Source organism: Ruegeria sp. 6PALISEP08, assembly GCF_001238295.1.
Lineage (GTDB): Bacteria > Pseudomonadota > Alphaproteobacteria > Rhodobacterales > Rhodobacteraceae > Ruegeria.
Map to the genome: position 1 here is coordinate 371,458 of NZ_LGXZ01000002.1, position 14,079 is coordinate 385,536.

At 57.7% G+C, this 14,079-nt stretch carries 13 protein-coding genes; 6 read left to right on the plus strand and 7 right to left on the minus strand.

Annotated elements, in window-relative coordinates; translation table 11 throughout:
• The first annotated feature begins 21 nt into the window (after positions 1 to 21).
• On the plus strand, positions 22 to 711 hold the full coding sequence (locus ALB80_RS04970) for a nitroreductase family protein (RefSeq protein WP_050602911.1): 690 nt from the start codon (positions 22 to 24) through the stop codon (positions 709 to 711).
• 11 nt (positions 712 to 722) lie between these two features.
• Here the strand turns inward: ALB80_RS04970 and ALB80_RS04975 are convergent, their stop codons facing one another.
• Together ALB80_RS04975 and ALB80_RS04980 are read right to left on the minus strand one after the other, a co-directional pair.
• A complete protein-coding gene (locus ALB80_RS04975; RefSeq protein ID WP_050602912.1) occupies positions 723 to 2,003 on the minus strand; it encodes a hypothetical protein in 1,281 nt (426 codons plus the stop codon).
• A 146-nt stretch (positions 2,004 to 2,149) separates the two neighbouring features.
• The gene (locus ALB80_RS04980) at positions 2,150 to 2,890 is read right to left on the minus strand and encodes a YebC/PmpR family DNA-binding transcriptional regulator (RefSeq protein WP_050602913.1); all 741 of its coding nucleotides are present in this window, start codon (positions 2,888 to 2,890) and stop codon (positions 2,150 to 2,152) included.
• Positions 2,891 to 3,001: 111 nt separating this feature from the next.
• Here ALB80_RS04980 and ALB80_RS04985 point away from each other — a divergent pair, with 111 nt between their 5' ends.
• The 4 genes from ALB80_RS04985 (at position 3,002) to ALB80_RS05000 (ending at position 8,129) form a co-directional block, all read left to right on the plus strand.
• Positions 3,002 to 4,774 (plus strand): SLC13 family permease, encoded by a 1,773-nt coding sequence (locus tag ALB80_RS04985; RefSeq protein WP_050603029.1) that lies wholly within the window; start codon positions 3,002 to 3,004, stop codon positions 4,772 to 4,774.
• 16 nt (positions 4,775 to 4,790) lie between these two features.
• A complete protein-coding gene (locus ALB80_RS04990) occupies positions 4,791 to 5,525 on the plus strand; it encodes a glutamine amidotransferase (RefSeq protein WP_050602914.1) in 735 nt (244 codons plus the stop codon).
• A 73-nt stretch (positions 5,526 to 5,598) separates the two neighbouring features.
• Positions 5,599 to 6,456: a bile acid:sodium symporter family protein gene (locus tag ALB80_RS04995; RefSeq protein WP_050603030.1), complete on the plus strand. Its 858-nt coding sequence runs from the start codon at positions 5,599 to 5,601 to the stop codon at positions 6,454 to 6,456.
• 11 nt (positions 6,457 to 6,467) lie between these two features.
• Positions 6,468 to 8,129: an FAD-binding dehydrogenase gene (locus tag ALB80_RS05000; RefSeq protein WP_050602915.1), complete on the plus strand. Its 1,662-nt coding sequence runs from the start codon at positions 6,468 to 6,470 to the stop codon at positions 8,127 to 8,129.
• A 13-nt stretch (positions 8,130 to 8,142) separates the two neighbouring features.
• Here the strand turns inward: ALB80_RS05000 and ALB80_RS05005 are convergent, their stop codons facing one another.
• The 3 genes from ALB80_RS05005 to ALB80_RS05015 form a co-directional block, all read right to left on the minus strand.
• Positions 8,143 to 8,880: a YbaY family lipoprotein gene (locus tag ALB80_RS05005; protein ID WP_050602916.1), complete on the minus strand. Its 738-nt coding sequence runs from the start codon at positions 8,878 to 8,880 to the stop codon at positions 8,143 to 8,145.
• Positions 8,881 to 8,975: 95 nt separating this feature from the next.
• Complete coding sequence (locus tag ALB80_RS05010; RefSeq protein ID WP_050602917.1) at positions 8,976 to 10,754, minus strand: SLC13 family permease; 1,779 nt, start codon at positions 10,752 to 10,754, stop codon at positions 8,976 to 8,978.
• Between the two features lie 87 nt (positions 10,755 to 10,841).
• Positions 10,842 to 11,657: a TIGR00282 family metallophosphoesterase gene (locus tag ALB80_RS05015; protein ID WP_050602918.1), complete on the minus strand. Its 816-nt coding sequence runs from the start codon at positions 11,655 to 11,657 to the stop codon at positions 10,842 to 10,844.
• Between the two features lie 133 nt (positions 11,658 to 11,790).
• Here ALB80_RS05015 and ALB80_RS05020 point away from each other — a divergent pair, with 133 nt between their 5' ends.
• Complete coding sequence (locus ALB80_RS05020; RefSeq protein WP_157054141.1) at positions 11,791 to 12,018, plus strand: DUF333 domain-containing protein; 228 nt, start codon at positions 11,791 to 11,793, stop codon at positions 12,016 to 12,018.
• A 3-nt stretch (positions 12,019 to 12,021) separates the two neighbouring features.
• On the opposite strand, the gene ALB80_RS05025 is transcribed toward ALB80_RS05020, so the two are convergent.
• Both ALB80_RS05025 and mgtE read right to left on the minus strand, forming a co-directional pair.
• Entirely contained in the window at positions 12,022 to 12,579 is a 558-nt protein-coding gene (locus tag ALB80_RS05025; protein ID WP_050602920.1) for a 5-formyltetrahydrofolate cyclo-ligase, read from the minus strand.
• Complete coding sequence (gene mgtE, locus ALB80_RS05030; RefSeq protein WP_050602921.1) at positions 12,576 to 13,970, minus strand: magnesium transporter; 1,395 nt, start codon at positions 13,968 to 13,970, stop codon at positions 12,576 to 12,578. Before mgtE ends, ALB80_RS05025 begins: the two co-directional genes overlap by 4 nt.
• Positions 13,971 to 14,079: the final 109 nt, after the last annotated feature.

The following is a 14,079-nucleotide window of genomic DNA, read 5'->3' on the forward strand; positions in this document are numbered from 1 at the left end:
ACCCCAATTTCGGAGGAACCGATGTTCTCACGCGATGCTCTCAGCTATGATCCAATTCCATTGCCAGACCGGTGCGAGATCAGCGATGCAGACATGCTAGACGCGGCACAGGCCTTTTACGACAAGATGCGCCAGCGCCATACGGTGCGGGATTTCAGCCCCCGCCCCGTCGACAGCACCGTGATCGAAATGTGTTTGCGCACGGCAGGCACCGCGCCTTCTGGCGCCAATCATCAACCTTGGCACTTTGCCGCGATCTCGGCCCCTGACCTAAAGCAGCGCATCCGCGAAGAAGCCGAGGAAGAAGAACGCAGGTTCTATGCGGGCGGCGCAGGTGATGAATGGATCAAAGCGCTTGAGCCCATCGGCACCAATGCAGTCAAAGAGCACCTGACCATCGCCCCCTGGCTGATCGTGGTTTTCGCCCAGCGCTGGGGACAGTTCGACGATGGGACGCGATATAAGAATTACTACGTGCCGGAAAGCGTGAACATTGCCACCGGCTTTCTGCTGGCTGCACTGCACCACGCGGGGCTCAGCACTTTGACCCATACCCCGAATCCGATGCGGTTTCTGAACGACGCGCTGGACCGGCCCGCATCAGAAAAACCGACGATGATCATCGCAGTTGGGCATTCTTCGGAAACCGCGACAGTGCCTGCAGTGGCAAAGCTGAAGAAACCGCTGGACGAGATCTCGTCGTTCTTCTGAGAACACGCGCTTTACTCCTGCGGCTGGGATGCGTCTTTCCGGACTGGCCGCATCATTAGATAGCATGTTACGCAGGACGCCAGGCTGACGGCGACAATGAAGGCGACCGCCAATGCGACCTCATGCATATGGGCAACTGCGGCCAATGCCGCCGAGAGAAGCACCGCTGACAAACGGGCAATTGATTTGACCGCAGCTGACCCCTGCACGCGGAGATCCTTGGGCGCGATGTCCAGAAAATACAGTTTGCGCGAACTGCTGATCCCCGTCACCGCCACGGTGACAACAAACAGAGCGATGGCATGCAGATGCACATCGTGATCTATGCCCAAATAGTGGAACGCCAAAAGGACGCTTCCGGTGGCGGCCACCATCAGGGTTCCAACCATCATGACAGCGCGATGGGACCTCATGTTCACAAATTGCCATAAAGGCCCTGAAACAAGATAACCTGAAGCAGAAGACACGATCACCGCGGTCAGACCTTTTGCCGAACTGTGATGCGCCTCTGCCGCGATCAGGGCGAAGAACGGTACAGAGAGCGAGACTGCCACCAAAGGCATACGCATAGCCATGTAACGCCGAAACCAGGGGTAATCGAACATGTTCAGAATACCCTGAACATTGGCCTTAAACGACAATCTTGGCTTGGTTTCAGCCCTCTTTACTGGTTCGACAGAGCGCGCATTCTCGGTCATCGCCAGCATCAAAAGCCCCGAGAGCATAAAAAACGCAACTGACACGCCGATCATTGTGGAATGGCGCGAAAACGGCGGGTTTTCCTTGGTAATCTGATGCACAAGCAAGGCAAGGCCGATGGCGCATAGCCCACCGCCTCCGAGTTGCAGGTACTGCATCGCCATGCGTGATCGTGAATGGACATGATCGCCCAGCAGATCAGTGAACATCAGGTTCTGAACCTCGTCCACCAGACCAATCACAAAAAAGACCGAAACGAAGATCACCGCAATCAACGGAACGACCCCGGTCGCAGCTGCGGCCATCGCCAGTACCAGACAGACGCCGATAACAGCTTCGGTCAGAGCAATGGCGCGCTTTTTCTGCGATTTTGCCGCGACAGGTTGCGCCAGAAAAAAATCGGAAATCATGCTGCCGACCATCCGCACCGAAACCAGCGCGCCTGCCACGAACATCGGCAGTTCGAAGGACACGGCCAGAAACGGCAATACCACCGAAGGGCTGCCCAAGGTCCACGCAACCTGAGACACAATACTCTGCCCGGTCAGAACCGGCACATTGCGTTTGGCAGTATCAGGTTTCTTGGACGTCATGGATCTTGGGGTCGCGTCTTTCCATAGTTCAACACCCACCCAGCCTAAGCGCATCTAGGGTTTCAGCCAATAACCCATACGAATTGTCCTGAAACTAAAAAACCCGGCCAGATTGGCCGGGTTTCGCAATTGCAAATTTTGCTTTTTCAGAGCTGAGCCATCACTTCGTCAGTGGCCTCGAAGTTCGTCGTGACGCGCTGCACGTCATCATCGTCTTCCAGCGCATCAACCAGCTTCATCAGCTTTTGCATGTCTTCCAGACCCAGCTCGGTCGTGGTGGTGGGCTTCCAGACCAGTTTGGTGGACTCCGTTTCACCCAAAGCAGTTTCCAGAGCGTTCGAAACGTCGTTCAGATCCGTATCCGCGCACCAGATGATGTGACCATCCTCTGAGCTTTCGACATCTTCGGCGCCTGCTTCGATGGCCGCTTCGAAAATGGTGTCCGCATCGCCCGCAGTCGCCGGATAGAGAACTTCGCCCTTGCGTTCGAACATGAACCCAACCGAGCCCGTCTCACCCAGATTGCCACCGTTCTTGGAAAAGGTCGAACGTACGGTCGACGCGGTGCGGTTGCGGTTGTCGGTCATTGTTTCAACAATCACGGCCACGCCGTTGGGGCCGTAGCCCTCATAGCGGATTTCTTCGTAATCGTCGCCGTCGCCCGCCTGCGACTTCTTGATGGCCCGGTCGATCACGTCCTTTGGGACAGAATTCGACTTGGCCTCTTTCACGGCCAGGCGCAGGCGCGGGTTCTTGTCGGGATCGGGGTCGCCCATCTTGGCAGCCACGGTGATCTCTTTCGACAGTTTGGAAAACAGTTTGGACCGCGCGGCGTCCTGACGTCCCTTGCGGTGCTGGATGTTGGCCCATTTGGAGTGGCCTGCCATGTTGCGTCCTCGTCATTCGTGATTTCGTGTTCGGCGCTCATATAGACGTTTGCGGGGGGCAGGATCAAGAGAGCGGCTTGCGACGACATCACTGACTTGTATGGTGACGGCATGACGACAGATCAGATCATTCTTTTTTCACTTTTCATCACGGTCTTCGGAATGCTGCTTTGGGGTCGGTTTCGATACGACCTTGTGGCCTTTGCGGCACTGATGATCGGCGTTGTGCTGGGCGTCGTGCCGGTGAACGATGCCTTCGCCGGGTTCGGTCATCCGGCCACCATCATCGTGGCGCTGGTTCTGGTCGTCTCTGCCGGTCTGGTTCGGTCGGGGGCAGTATTCTTGATCACCCGCACCTTGGTCGATGCCTCACGTGGATTGGGCGCGCATATCGCCCTGATGGGCGGGATCGGCGCAGTGCTGTCGGCCTTCATGAACAACGTGGCAGCATTAGCCCTGCTGATGCCCGTCGACATTCAGACCGCACGCAAAGCGGGGCGATCTGTGGGTCTGACCCTGATGCCGCTGAGCTTTGCCACCATTCTGGGGGGGATGGCGACATTGATCGGCACTCCTCCGAACATCATTATCGCCTCGATCCGGGCCGAGACGCTGGGCGAGCCGTTTCACATGTTCGATTTTGCCCCGGTCGGTGGGCTGGCCGCGATCGCCGGTCTTGCTTTTGTCGCCCTGGTGGGCTGGCGTCTGATCCCAAATCGCGGGCCGCAAACCGAGACGTCTGAAGCGCTGGCAGAATACATCGCCGAGCTGACAGTTCCTCCCGAATCCGCGCATATCGGCAAACGGGTCAGCGAGCTTTATGAGGCCGCCGAAAAATCCGACGTGGCCATTATTGGCCTCATCCGCGACGGCAAGCGGCGCTATGGCCGCTCTGCCCATACCACACTGAAAGAAGGCGACGCATTGGTTCTGGAAGCCCGGCCCGAGGCGCTGGATGAATTCCGTGCCGCGCTTAATCTGGATTTCTCAGACACACGGCGGCAGGAACTTCTGACGGCTGAGGGTGACGGGCTGGAAGTGATCGAAGTGGTTGTGCCGGAAAGTGCCCGCATCACTGGCCGCACTGCACAGGGTCTTGGGCTGGCATGGCGGCAGAGCACCGTCCTGATGGGCATATCGCGCCAAGGTCGGCAGATCACCCAACAGGTCCGTAAGACTGAGGTTGAGCCCGGTGATATCCTGTTACTGCTCTGCCCCCGCGACCGCGCTGCGGATGTAACGGAGTGGCTGGGCTGCCTGCCCCTTGCCGGGCGCGGGCTGAACGTCACTGCAAATGATAAGGCGTGGCTGGCCATCGGCCTGTTTGCTGCCGCCGTTTTGGCGGCCAGTGTCGGGTTGATCTACTTGCCTGTTGCCCTGGGGTTAGTTGTCATTGCCTATGTGCTGACTAAGATCATGCCGATCGCCGACATCTATAACCACATCGAATGGCCGGTGGTTGTCCTCTTGGGTTCCATGATCCCGCTGGGCAGTGCATTGGAGACCTCGGGTGGGACTGAACTGATCGCGAATGCGCTGATCCAACTGACCGATGGCCTTCCCGCCTGGGCCATCCTGACCGTATTGATGGTCGTGACCATGACATTGTCTGATGTCCTGAATAACACAGCCACTGCCATTGTCGCTGCACCGGTTGGGATACAAATGGCCCGCACGCTCGAGGTTTCGCCCGATCCGTTCCTGATGACGGTTGCCGTTGCGGCCTCGGCCGCGTTCCTCACGCCTATCGGGCACAAGAACAATACGCTGGTTCTGGGACCTGGTGGCTATCGGTTCGGAGATTACTGGCGCATGGGTTTGCCACTTGAGGTGTTGATCATAGCGGTTTCCATCCCCGCCATCCTTGTCTTTTGGCCGTTGTGACAGGTAAAGGCGGCACATGAAACGCTTTTTGATCCTGCAACTGCGTCCGGAAACGGATGCGTCCGACGCCGAATACGCCTCGATTCTGGACAAGACCCGCCTTACGCCCGAGCAGACCCACCGTATCCGGCTGGATTGTGAGGATTTGCCTGACAACTTGGACGTAACGGACTATGCGGGCGTCATCGTTGGCGGAGGTCCCGGTTGTGTCAGCGATGACCCCGCAACAAAATCCGACTTGGACGCAAAGATCGAAGATGCGGTCATGGGACTCATGCCGCAGATCACGGCGCAAGATCATCCCTTCATGGGCTGCTGCTATGGTTTAGGCGTTCTGGCTGCACACTTAGGTGGCGACGTGAGCAAAACCCGTTACGGCGAACCGGTCGGCCCGTCAGCCTGCCGCCTGACGGCAGACGGCGTGTCAGACCCGCTGACCACTGGGCTGGCCCCCGAATTCGACGCCTTCGTCGGCCACAAAGAGGCCGTCCAGACTTTGCCGGAGGGCTGCGTGCATCTTGTCTGCTCAGCCCCCTGCCCCTTTCAGATGATCCGCTTTGGCCAGAACGTCTATGCCACACAGTTTCACCCCGAAGCGGATGCGAAGGACTTTGAGCAGCGCATCAACATCTACAAACATCACGGTTATTTCCCGCCCGAAGACGCCCAACGTTTGATCGATATCTGCAACGCCGCTGACGTCACCCAACCCGGCGAAATCCTGCGCCGGTTCGTCGAACGTTACAAGTGACCTAACGGCGCGGTTGCCTGCGGCTTTCATGCTCGCATAGGCTGATCCGAAACGACTTTGGGAGGAGTTGTTCTTGGATTTTCTAATCAATGTCGGCCTGCCGATCTCGCTGGCCATTATCATGCTATCCCTTGGCATCGGGCTAGAGATCGCGGATTTCCGGCGCGTGTTGAACCGTAGATACCCGTTTGCAATTGGTGCGATCTGTCAGGTGGTGCTTCTACCTATTGCTGCTTTTGTTACTGTCACTCTGTTTGACCTGCCCCCTGAAATAGCGGTGGGCTTTATGCTGCTCAGCTTTTGCCCGGGCGGTGTGACCAGTAACATTCTGACCAAACTGGCAAAGGGTGACGTGGCGCTTTCCGTTAGCCTGACTGCGGTGATCAGCATTCTGTCTATCCTGACAGTGCCCTTTCTGGCGGCATGGTCCATCACCTATTTTATGGGGGAAAATGCCCCGGACGTTTCGATCAGCGGTCTGGCCGTTGCCATGTTCCTGATCACCACCCTTCCTGTGGCAATCGGCATCGGGGTTCGCAGATTTGCAACCGGGTTTGCAAACCGTATCGACGGCGGACTTTCAAAGTTAGCAACTGCTTTGTTTGTTGTGATCGTCGTGGCCGCCCTGGCCGGAAACTGGCAGATTTTCGTTGATAACTTGGGCATTATGGGTGCAGGCCTGATCTCACTTAACGTTGCCCTTTTGCTCATCGGGCTGGGGATCGCACGTGCTGCAAATCTGTCATGGGCCGAGTGTAAAAGCATCTCAATTGACACAGGCATCCAGAACTCGACACTGGGTATTACGCTGGCGGCACTTATCACGGGCACAGAGAGCGGGTTTAGCCCTCTGGCCTTGCCGTCCGCAGTCTACGGGATCACGATGTATGCGGTCGTGCTACCGTTCCTCGTTTGGTTTCGCAGACGCTGAAAGGACAGTTCATGACCAATAATACAGCAGATGCGATTGTCGTCGGCGCGGGCTTGGCGGGATTGGCAGCCGCGGCTGAGCTGGGGGATCGAGGAAAAAGGGTGATCATTGTCGATCAAGAGGCCGAGAGCTTTCTGGGTGGTCAGGCATTCTGGAGCCTTGGTGGACTGTTCATGGTCGACACGCCGGAACAACGCCGGATGGGCATCAAGGACAGCCAAGATCTTGCCCTACTTGACTGGATGGGCAGCGCGCAGTTTGACCGCACGGAAGACGCCTGGCCTCGCAAATGGGCCGAGAGTTATGTCGAGTTTGCCGCAGGCGAGATGCGCCCATGGCTGCACGAGATGGGCCTGCGCTGGTTTCCGGTGGTGGGTTGGGCCGAGCGTGGTGGTTCCTATGCGAACGGGCACGGAAACTCGGTTCCCCGTTTTCACATAACGTGGGGCACAGGACCCGGCGTGCTGGAGCATTTTATCCGTCGTGTAAAAGAGCATGCCAGCGCCGGGTTGATCCAGATGAAATTCCGCCATCAGGTCAGCCATATCATCATGCAAAATGGCGCCGCCAAAGGCGTGTCCGGTGAAGTGCTGGCCGATGACACTGCCCAGCGCGGCGGCAAGACCAACCGCGACGAAGTGGGCGAGTTCGAGGTATATGCGCCCTCGATCATCGTCACCTCTGGCGGTATCGGTGGTAACTTTGAAATGGTGCGGCAGAACTGGCCCAAGGATCGTTTGGGGGAACCGCCGCAGGAGATGGTGGCAGGGGTACCCTTTCACGTCGATGGCCGCATGATCGGGATCAGCGAAAAAGCGGGCGGCCATGTCATCAATGGCGACCGCATGTGGCATTACACCGAAGGCGTGCGCAACTGGAATCCGATCTGGCCCGACCACGGCATTCGCATTCTGCCCGGCCCCAGCTCAATGTGGTTTGACGCCAAAGGCAATCGTCTTGCACCACCTTGCCTGCCGGGGTTCGATACGCTGGGCACGCTGCGCGAAATTCTGAAGACAGGGTATGAGTATAGCTGGTTTGTTCTGACCCAGAAGGTCATCAAGAAGGAATTCGCCCTGTCCGGGTCTGAACAGAACCCCGATTTCACCTCGGGCAGTTGGAAAGAGGTGATCCGTCAGCGCGTCCTGTCGGGGTCCAAGGCAACCGCCCCGGTCGAAGCGTTCAAGGAACATGGCGAGGATTTCGTCGTGGCCAACACGTTGACCGAACTGGTCAACGGGATGAACCATCTGGGCGGCGGTCTGATTGACGAAGCGCACCTGCGCGCGCAGATCGAAGCACGAGATTCTCAGGTCGACAATCCATTCTCAAAAGACGCGCAGATGATGGCGATCCTGGCGGCAAGAAACTACCGCGGCGACAAGCTGATCCGCACCGCCAAGCCACACAAGTTCCTCGACCCGGCCAACGGTCCGCTGATCGCGGTCAAGCTACACGTCCTGACACGCAAGACGTTGGGCGGGCTTCAGACCAATATGGACAGCCAGATGATCGGAGCGGATGGGCAGGTGGTGTCCGGCCTGTTCGCAGCAGGCGAAGTCGCCGGGTTCGGCGGTGGCGGCTATCACGGCTACAACGCGCTGGAGGGTACGTTTCTGGGCGGTTGCATCTTTTCGGGGCGCAACGCAGGGCGGTCAAGGGCCGTCGCCTGACGGCCCCATCGCGTTACTTACGGGTCAGCTTAATCACCGGCTCTCCGTCCGCATCCAAAAGGGCCAGTGCGTTGCCTTGCATTGCGAACGTCGTGACGCTTTGCATCGCTTTCAGAAACTGCCGTTCGACCTCATCCATCGGGGGTGGACACGCCATGAGTGTCGCAGCCATGTTGTCCGGGAATTCGATCCGATTAGCAGAAATCTCTGCCTGGCCACTAAACCGATTACAACCGCCGCTTCCCGAAAACGTACCGCTTTGCCCGAAAGCAAGCTCGGGACGTTTTTCAGTCTCAATAGGCGCGCCGTTCAGACCTGAGGCGACCCATTCCGTGTTTTCCAGCATAGCAGCATCCTGATGCTGAACCTGTACCATCAACAGGTCGGCGGTATTCTCTGCGCCATTGGTAAGAACCGGGTAATTAGTATCAGTCGTGAACAGCAGTTTTTGCCCCTGCATGACCGAAGCGCGCACCGCGTATCTATACCCGTCCTTAATCAACGCATCATCATAGGTCAGTTCAAATTGCGCTGGCACCCCGGTCAGCGCGTATCTCTGCGCAGCAAGTGTCACAGCCGGAGCATCAGCCAGTGAGATATCCTGAAGTTCGACAAAAAGAGTTGCGTCGGGCGGGACCGCAATACGCTCTCGGTAGGTTGCGTTCCCTGCAACGGTGCCTGCAATCGCGACATTGCTTATGAGGGTCGCAAACGCTGCGCCTGCAAATGTAGAACGTCCTATCGTCAGCATGGCTAATCCCCTTTGCAAGTTTTATTCACAAAAGATTGTATATTGTCCGCCATTTACAAGTCTGCCTCCGACAAAGTGGCAAATCTGCGCCGATATTATAGCGGCCAGATCAACGGGATAAGCAGGGACGCCAGCAGTCCGACCGTCAGGTTAAGCGGAACGCCCACTTTCATGAAGTCAGTGAACCTGTAGCCACCGGGACCGTAGACCATCATGTTGGTCTGGTATCCGATCGGTGTTGCAAAGGATGCCGATGCCGCCACCATAACCGCGACCACCAGCGGGCGTGGATCAATCCCTACAGCCTGCGCCAAACCAATGGCAATCGGGGTGACGACAACCGCGACCGCGTTGTTGGAAACCAATTCGGTCAGCACCGAGGTCAGCAAGTAAATCGCCCAGATAATCAGGAATGGCGGCAAAGTACTGAGCCCCGGCGCTATGGCCTCGACGATCAGAGAGACCGCGCCGGAACTGTTCAGCGCCGCACCTATAGCCAGCATCGCAAAGATCAGCGCCAGCAGCCGACCTTCAACAAAGGAAAACGCTTCATCAGCATCAATGCAGCGGGTCAGAAGAACCACAGCGACGGCCACAATCGACAACAGCAGGATCGGCGCGACGCCCAGCGCGGCAAGAGCGACGATCCCGACAAGCGCGCCAATTGCAATTGGCGCGTGGCTGCGACGGAAGGCGCGCGCGGACGGCTGGGTGACATCTACCATATCCATTTCGGCTGCAAGCCGTTTAATGTCCGCCGGGGCGCCTTCCAGAAGCAGAGTATCCCCAACCCTGACCACCAAATCATCCAACTGGCGACCGATGTTCTGGTTACGGCGGTGCACTGCCAACACGTAGACGCCATAACGACGCCGAAGCCGCATCATTCCAAGGGTCCGACCCACCAAACGGCATCCGGGCGTGATCAGCACCTCAACTGTCTTGGTTTCAACGGCGGACACCTGATCCACGCGTTTGAGCTCTCTGTTGCGCTGAAGGCTCAGCAGTTCGGTCATCTCGGTGCGTAAAACCACCCGATCGCCAACTTTCAGTTCGACGCCTTTCAGGTTACGCCGCAGCGACTCGTCCCCCCGAATGACATCGATCAGACGCACACCAGGGCGTTTGAACAACTGTACCCCGGTTACTTCGCGCCCGATCAGGTTACTATCCGGCGGAATGACAGCTTCGGTGAAGAACTTCATCTTGGACCGATCGCTGAGCAGTGACGCCATGCTGTCCCGCTCGGGCAACAGCTTGGGCGCAATGAACCGCAAATAGATCATGCCGTAGATCACCAGCGCGATCCCCAGTGGCGTGACTTCGAAAATCGTGAAGGCTTTCATCCCCTGAGCGCGAGCGACACCATCAACGAGCAGGTTGGTCGACGTGCCGATCAGCGTCAGCGTGCCGCCCAGAATGGCGGCATAGCTCAGCGGAATCAACAGTTTCGACGCAGGTACGTTCAGCGTGCGGGCGATCTGAACAAAGACCGGGATCATCACCACAACAACAGGTGTATTCGACACCACCGCCGAAGCCAGCACGACAAACGCCATAAGCAACCCGATGGCGAAACGCGGGTTGACCTGAGCCTGTTTCTGCGCAGTCGAGGTGAATGAGTCCAACGCCCCCGTTCGCACCAAAGCCCCCATGATGATGAACATCGCGCCAATCGTCCAGGGCGCAGGGTTGGACAGAACCGCCAACGCGCTTTGATAGGGCAGGATGCCTGTGACAAGCATCAGCGAGACGCCACCAATGGCCACGACCTCGGTCGGATAAACCTCGCGCAGGAACATGACGAACATGCCCGCAACGATGAGCAGCGCCAGAATTGCGCTGCCTGTGTCTGTCAGTGAAAGGAAATTCATTCGTGGTATTCTGTCCGAACCCGGGCCCAAGCGCCTGATGACATGCAGTTTCACGCATTGCGCGCAGCAGAGCAAGCCTGACGTTGATTAATCAGGCCCAGCCTGTTCAAGACGCCCCCCGACGCGCACCATACGCACAGATTTAGCCTGACCGTCGCGATCATTGGTTTCCACGAACACGCCGCTCAACGTGGCCTCGCCATTGGCAGGGGTGAACCGCGCCTTGGGCATTCCGGTGATGAAGCGGCGCATCGGTTCCTGCTTGTCCATGCCGATGACCGAGTCGTAATCTCCGCACATGCCCGCATCCGTCAGATACGCTGTACCACCGGGCAAAATTTGAGAATCCGCAGTCGGCACATGGGTATGTGTTCCCACCACGAGGCTGGAACGTTTATCGCAATAATGGCCCATCGCCATCTTCTCGGACGTCGCCTCGCAATGCATGTCCACGATGATGGCCTGCGCCTGCCCCCCGCGAGGATGCGACTTCAGGATCGGTTCAATGGCCGAGAACGGATCGTCAAACGGCCGTTTCATGAAGACCTGCCCCAGCACCTGCACCACCAGAACCTTGCGCCCGCCCGGCGCGTTGAACAGCCGATGACCCCGCCCCGGTGCCCCTTTGGCAAAGTTCACCGGACGCACGATACGCTGTTCTTTCTCGATGTATTGCAACATATCCTTCTGGTCGAAGGCATGATCACCCAGCGTCAGACAATCCGCACCGGCATCCAGAAGCAGCTTGGCGTGATCACCGCTCAGCCCCATTCCGTTCGACGCGTTTTCACCGTTGACCACAACAAAATCCAGCTGCCATTCGTCGCGAAGACGTGGCAAATGCTGCTGAACGGCTGCGCGGCCCGCGCGCCCCATGACATCACCAAGAAATAAAATCCTCATGATCCGGGTCGTAGGGGCTGTGCAGGGCAATAACAAGGCGGAAGCATGAAATTTGCCGCAGAGTTGAGGGTTGAATTAACATTCAAGCGCGGCAATGTTTTGAAATAGCGTTTGAATACAGAAGGAATTCTTTGTGAGAGCTCTAATTTTTCTGACCGCCTGCCTTTTGACCGCTTCGGCTGCGGGGGCGGAAGGCACCAAAACATCCATGCCCAATCCGGCGGCAACATTTTGCATCGAAAACGACGGGACTTACCAACTTCGGAAAAACGAAGATGGCAGCGTTTTTGGCGTCTGCATTTTGAAAGACGGCACCGAAGTTGATGCCTGGGATTACTTGCGCAGCCACTTCGAGCAGTAACAGCTAGAAGGTCAGTACCCGGCTTTCCGTGATGACCATATCCAGCTGTTGGTCGGTTGGCTCCAGCGGCAGCCCCTCTGCCTCCTGCGCGTCAAAGGCAAAGCCAATGGCAAGTGTCGGACGTTTGGCGCGCAGACCTTCCAGAGTGCGGTCATAGAACCCGCCACCATAACCCAGTCGACCACCTTTTGCATCAAACGCGACCAGCGGCACGATCAGAATCTCGGGATCGAAATAGTCATCCACCTCGGGTACTTTGGCTCCGAACGGACCATCTTTCAGCGCCCCTTCGGGTGTCCAGCGAGAGAATTTCAAAGGGCGACCGGCGGCCTGAATGACCGGCACCCCCACCAACCCATAAGCCGATGCCTCGGCCATCGCGGGCAGCGGGTCGATCTCGGTCCGGATCGGCATATAGCCTGACATTGGCACGCCGCGATGGCCTGCCAAAACCTCGGACAAACGTCCTGCAGCTCCTGGTAAACGCGTATCAAATGCAGCCTTGCGGCGTACAAAGGCCGCTTTGCGGGCTGCGGCTTTGATTTCGGTCAGATCGGTCACAGTAGCACCACGCTGGCAAGCCCAAGAAAGATGAAGAACCCCATGACATCCGTTGTGGTTGTTACAAAGGTTCCAGACGCCAGCGCCGGGTCAACGCCCAAACGGTCCAGCACGACCGGTACTACCGTACCCGCGAACCCTGCGATGATCATGTTCACGACCAAGGCGGACCCGATCACGACACCCAAGAGCGGAGAATCGAACCACAACATCCCCACGGTTCCCAATACGATGGCGAAACACAGCCCGTTGAGCATACCGACCAGCAACTCGCGTCGGATCACCCGCATCACGTTTGCATTGGTCAGGTCGCGCGTCGCCAGTGCGCGCACGGCTACCGTCAGCGATTGCGTGCCCGCATTGCCGCCCATCGAGGCCACAATCGGCATCAGGATGGCCAATGCGACCAACTGATCAATCGCCGCCTCAAACTGTGAAATCACCAGCGAGGCACAGATCGCCGTACACAGATTCACCGCCAGCCACGGCAATCGCCGCCGACTTGTTGCCGCCACGCTGTCGGACAAAGAGCTTTCGTTACTGACACCGGCAAGACGCAGAATGTCTTCTTCGTGCTCTTCATCCAGAACCACCATCGCGTCGTCGATGGTGATAACGCCAACCAGACGCCCATCCTCGTCCACCACCGGGGACGAGATCAGGTGGTACTGGTTAAAGGCATAGGCCACGTCTTCCTCGTCCTGATCGACGGGGATGATGTGAAACTCCTCTTCCGCCAGGTCGTGCAGCGGCACCTCGCGCCGCGTCGCCATCAACTTGCCCAATGTCACCTGCGCCACCGGCTTCAGGCGTGGATCGACCAGCACCACGTGATAGAACTGCTCGGGCAGGTCATCATTTGCGCGCATGAAGTCAATGGCTTGCCCGACCGTCCAATGCTCGGGCGACATGACGACCTCGCGCTGCATGAGACGACCGGCCGAGTTCTCAGGGTAAGACAGCGCCTGTTCGGCTGCAACCCGTTCGGAATCCTCCAGCGCATCCAGAATGGTTTCCTGCTGAGGTTCCTCAAGGTCTTCCAGCAGGTCAACGACGTCGTCGCTTTCCATCTCGCGCACGGCTTCGGCCAGAACGTCCGGCTTTAGGACCGAGATCACCTCTTCGCGGACCGACTCATCCAGTTCAGACAGGATGTCGCCATCAAATTCCTTGTCATACAGTCGGATCAGGCGGGCCCGGTCAAACGGATTGATCTGTTCCAGAAGGTCAGCGATGTCGGCCGCGTGCAGCGGCTCCATCAGCTCAATCAGCTTGTCGCGATCATCGATATCCACCGCATAGAGGATCCCCGCCACTGCCTTGGGATCCAGCGCATAGGCGTCTTCGTCCCGGGGCTGATCGTATCCGGCTTCGTCACTGCCTGTCGTCATGCGCGGCCCCCTTAATTCGGCGATTGACTTCTAAATAGAAGAAGCAGCTACCGGAAAACAATGACAATGCACCGATTTACCCACTTCTTTCGTCTGCCTATGCTGATGC

Excerpts from the sequence above, each read along its gene's own strand:
- ALB80_RS04975 (WP_050602912.1), bottom strand. The coding sequence starts at position 2,003 with ATGACGTCCAAGAAACCTGATACTGCCAAACGCAATGTGCCGGTTCTG.
- ALB80_RS05015 (WP_050602918.1), bottom strand. The coding sequence starts at position 11,657 with ATGAGGATTTTATTTCTTGGTGATGTCATGGGGCGCGCGGGCCGCGCA.
- mgtE (WP_050602921.1), bottom strand. The coding sequence starts at position 13,970 with ATGACGACAGGCAGTGACGAAGCCGGATACGATCAGCCCCGGGACGAA.
- ALB80_RS05000 (WP_050602915.1), top strand. The coding sequence starts at position 6,468 with ATGACCAATAATACAGCAGATGCGATTGTCGTCGGCGCGGGCTTGGCG.
- ALB80_RS04970 (WP_050602911.1), top strand. The coding sequence starts at position 22 with ATGTTCTCACGCGATGCTCTCAGCTATGATCCAATTCCATTGCCAGAC.
- ALB80_RS05005 (WP_050602916.1), bottom strand. The coding sequence starts at position 8,880 with ATGCTGACGATAGGACGTTCTACATTTGCAGGCGCAGCGTTTGCGACC.
- ALB80_RS04990 (WP_050602914.1), top strand. The coding sequence starts at position 4,791 with ATGAAACGCTTTTTGATCCTGCAACTGCGTCCGGAAACGGATGCGTCC.
- ALB80_RS05010 (WP_050602917.1), bottom strand. The coding sequence starts at position 10,754 with ATGAATTTCCTTTCACTGACAGACACAGGCAGCGCAATTCTGGCGCTG.
- ALB80_RS04985 (WP_050603029.1), top strand. The coding sequence starts at position 3,002 with ATGACGACAGATCAGATCATTCTTTTTTCACTTTTCATCACGGTCTTC.
- ALB80_RS04980 (WP_050602913.1), bottom strand. The coding sequence starts at position 2,890 with ATGGCAGGCCACTCCAAATGGGCCAACATCCAGCACCGCAAGGGACGT.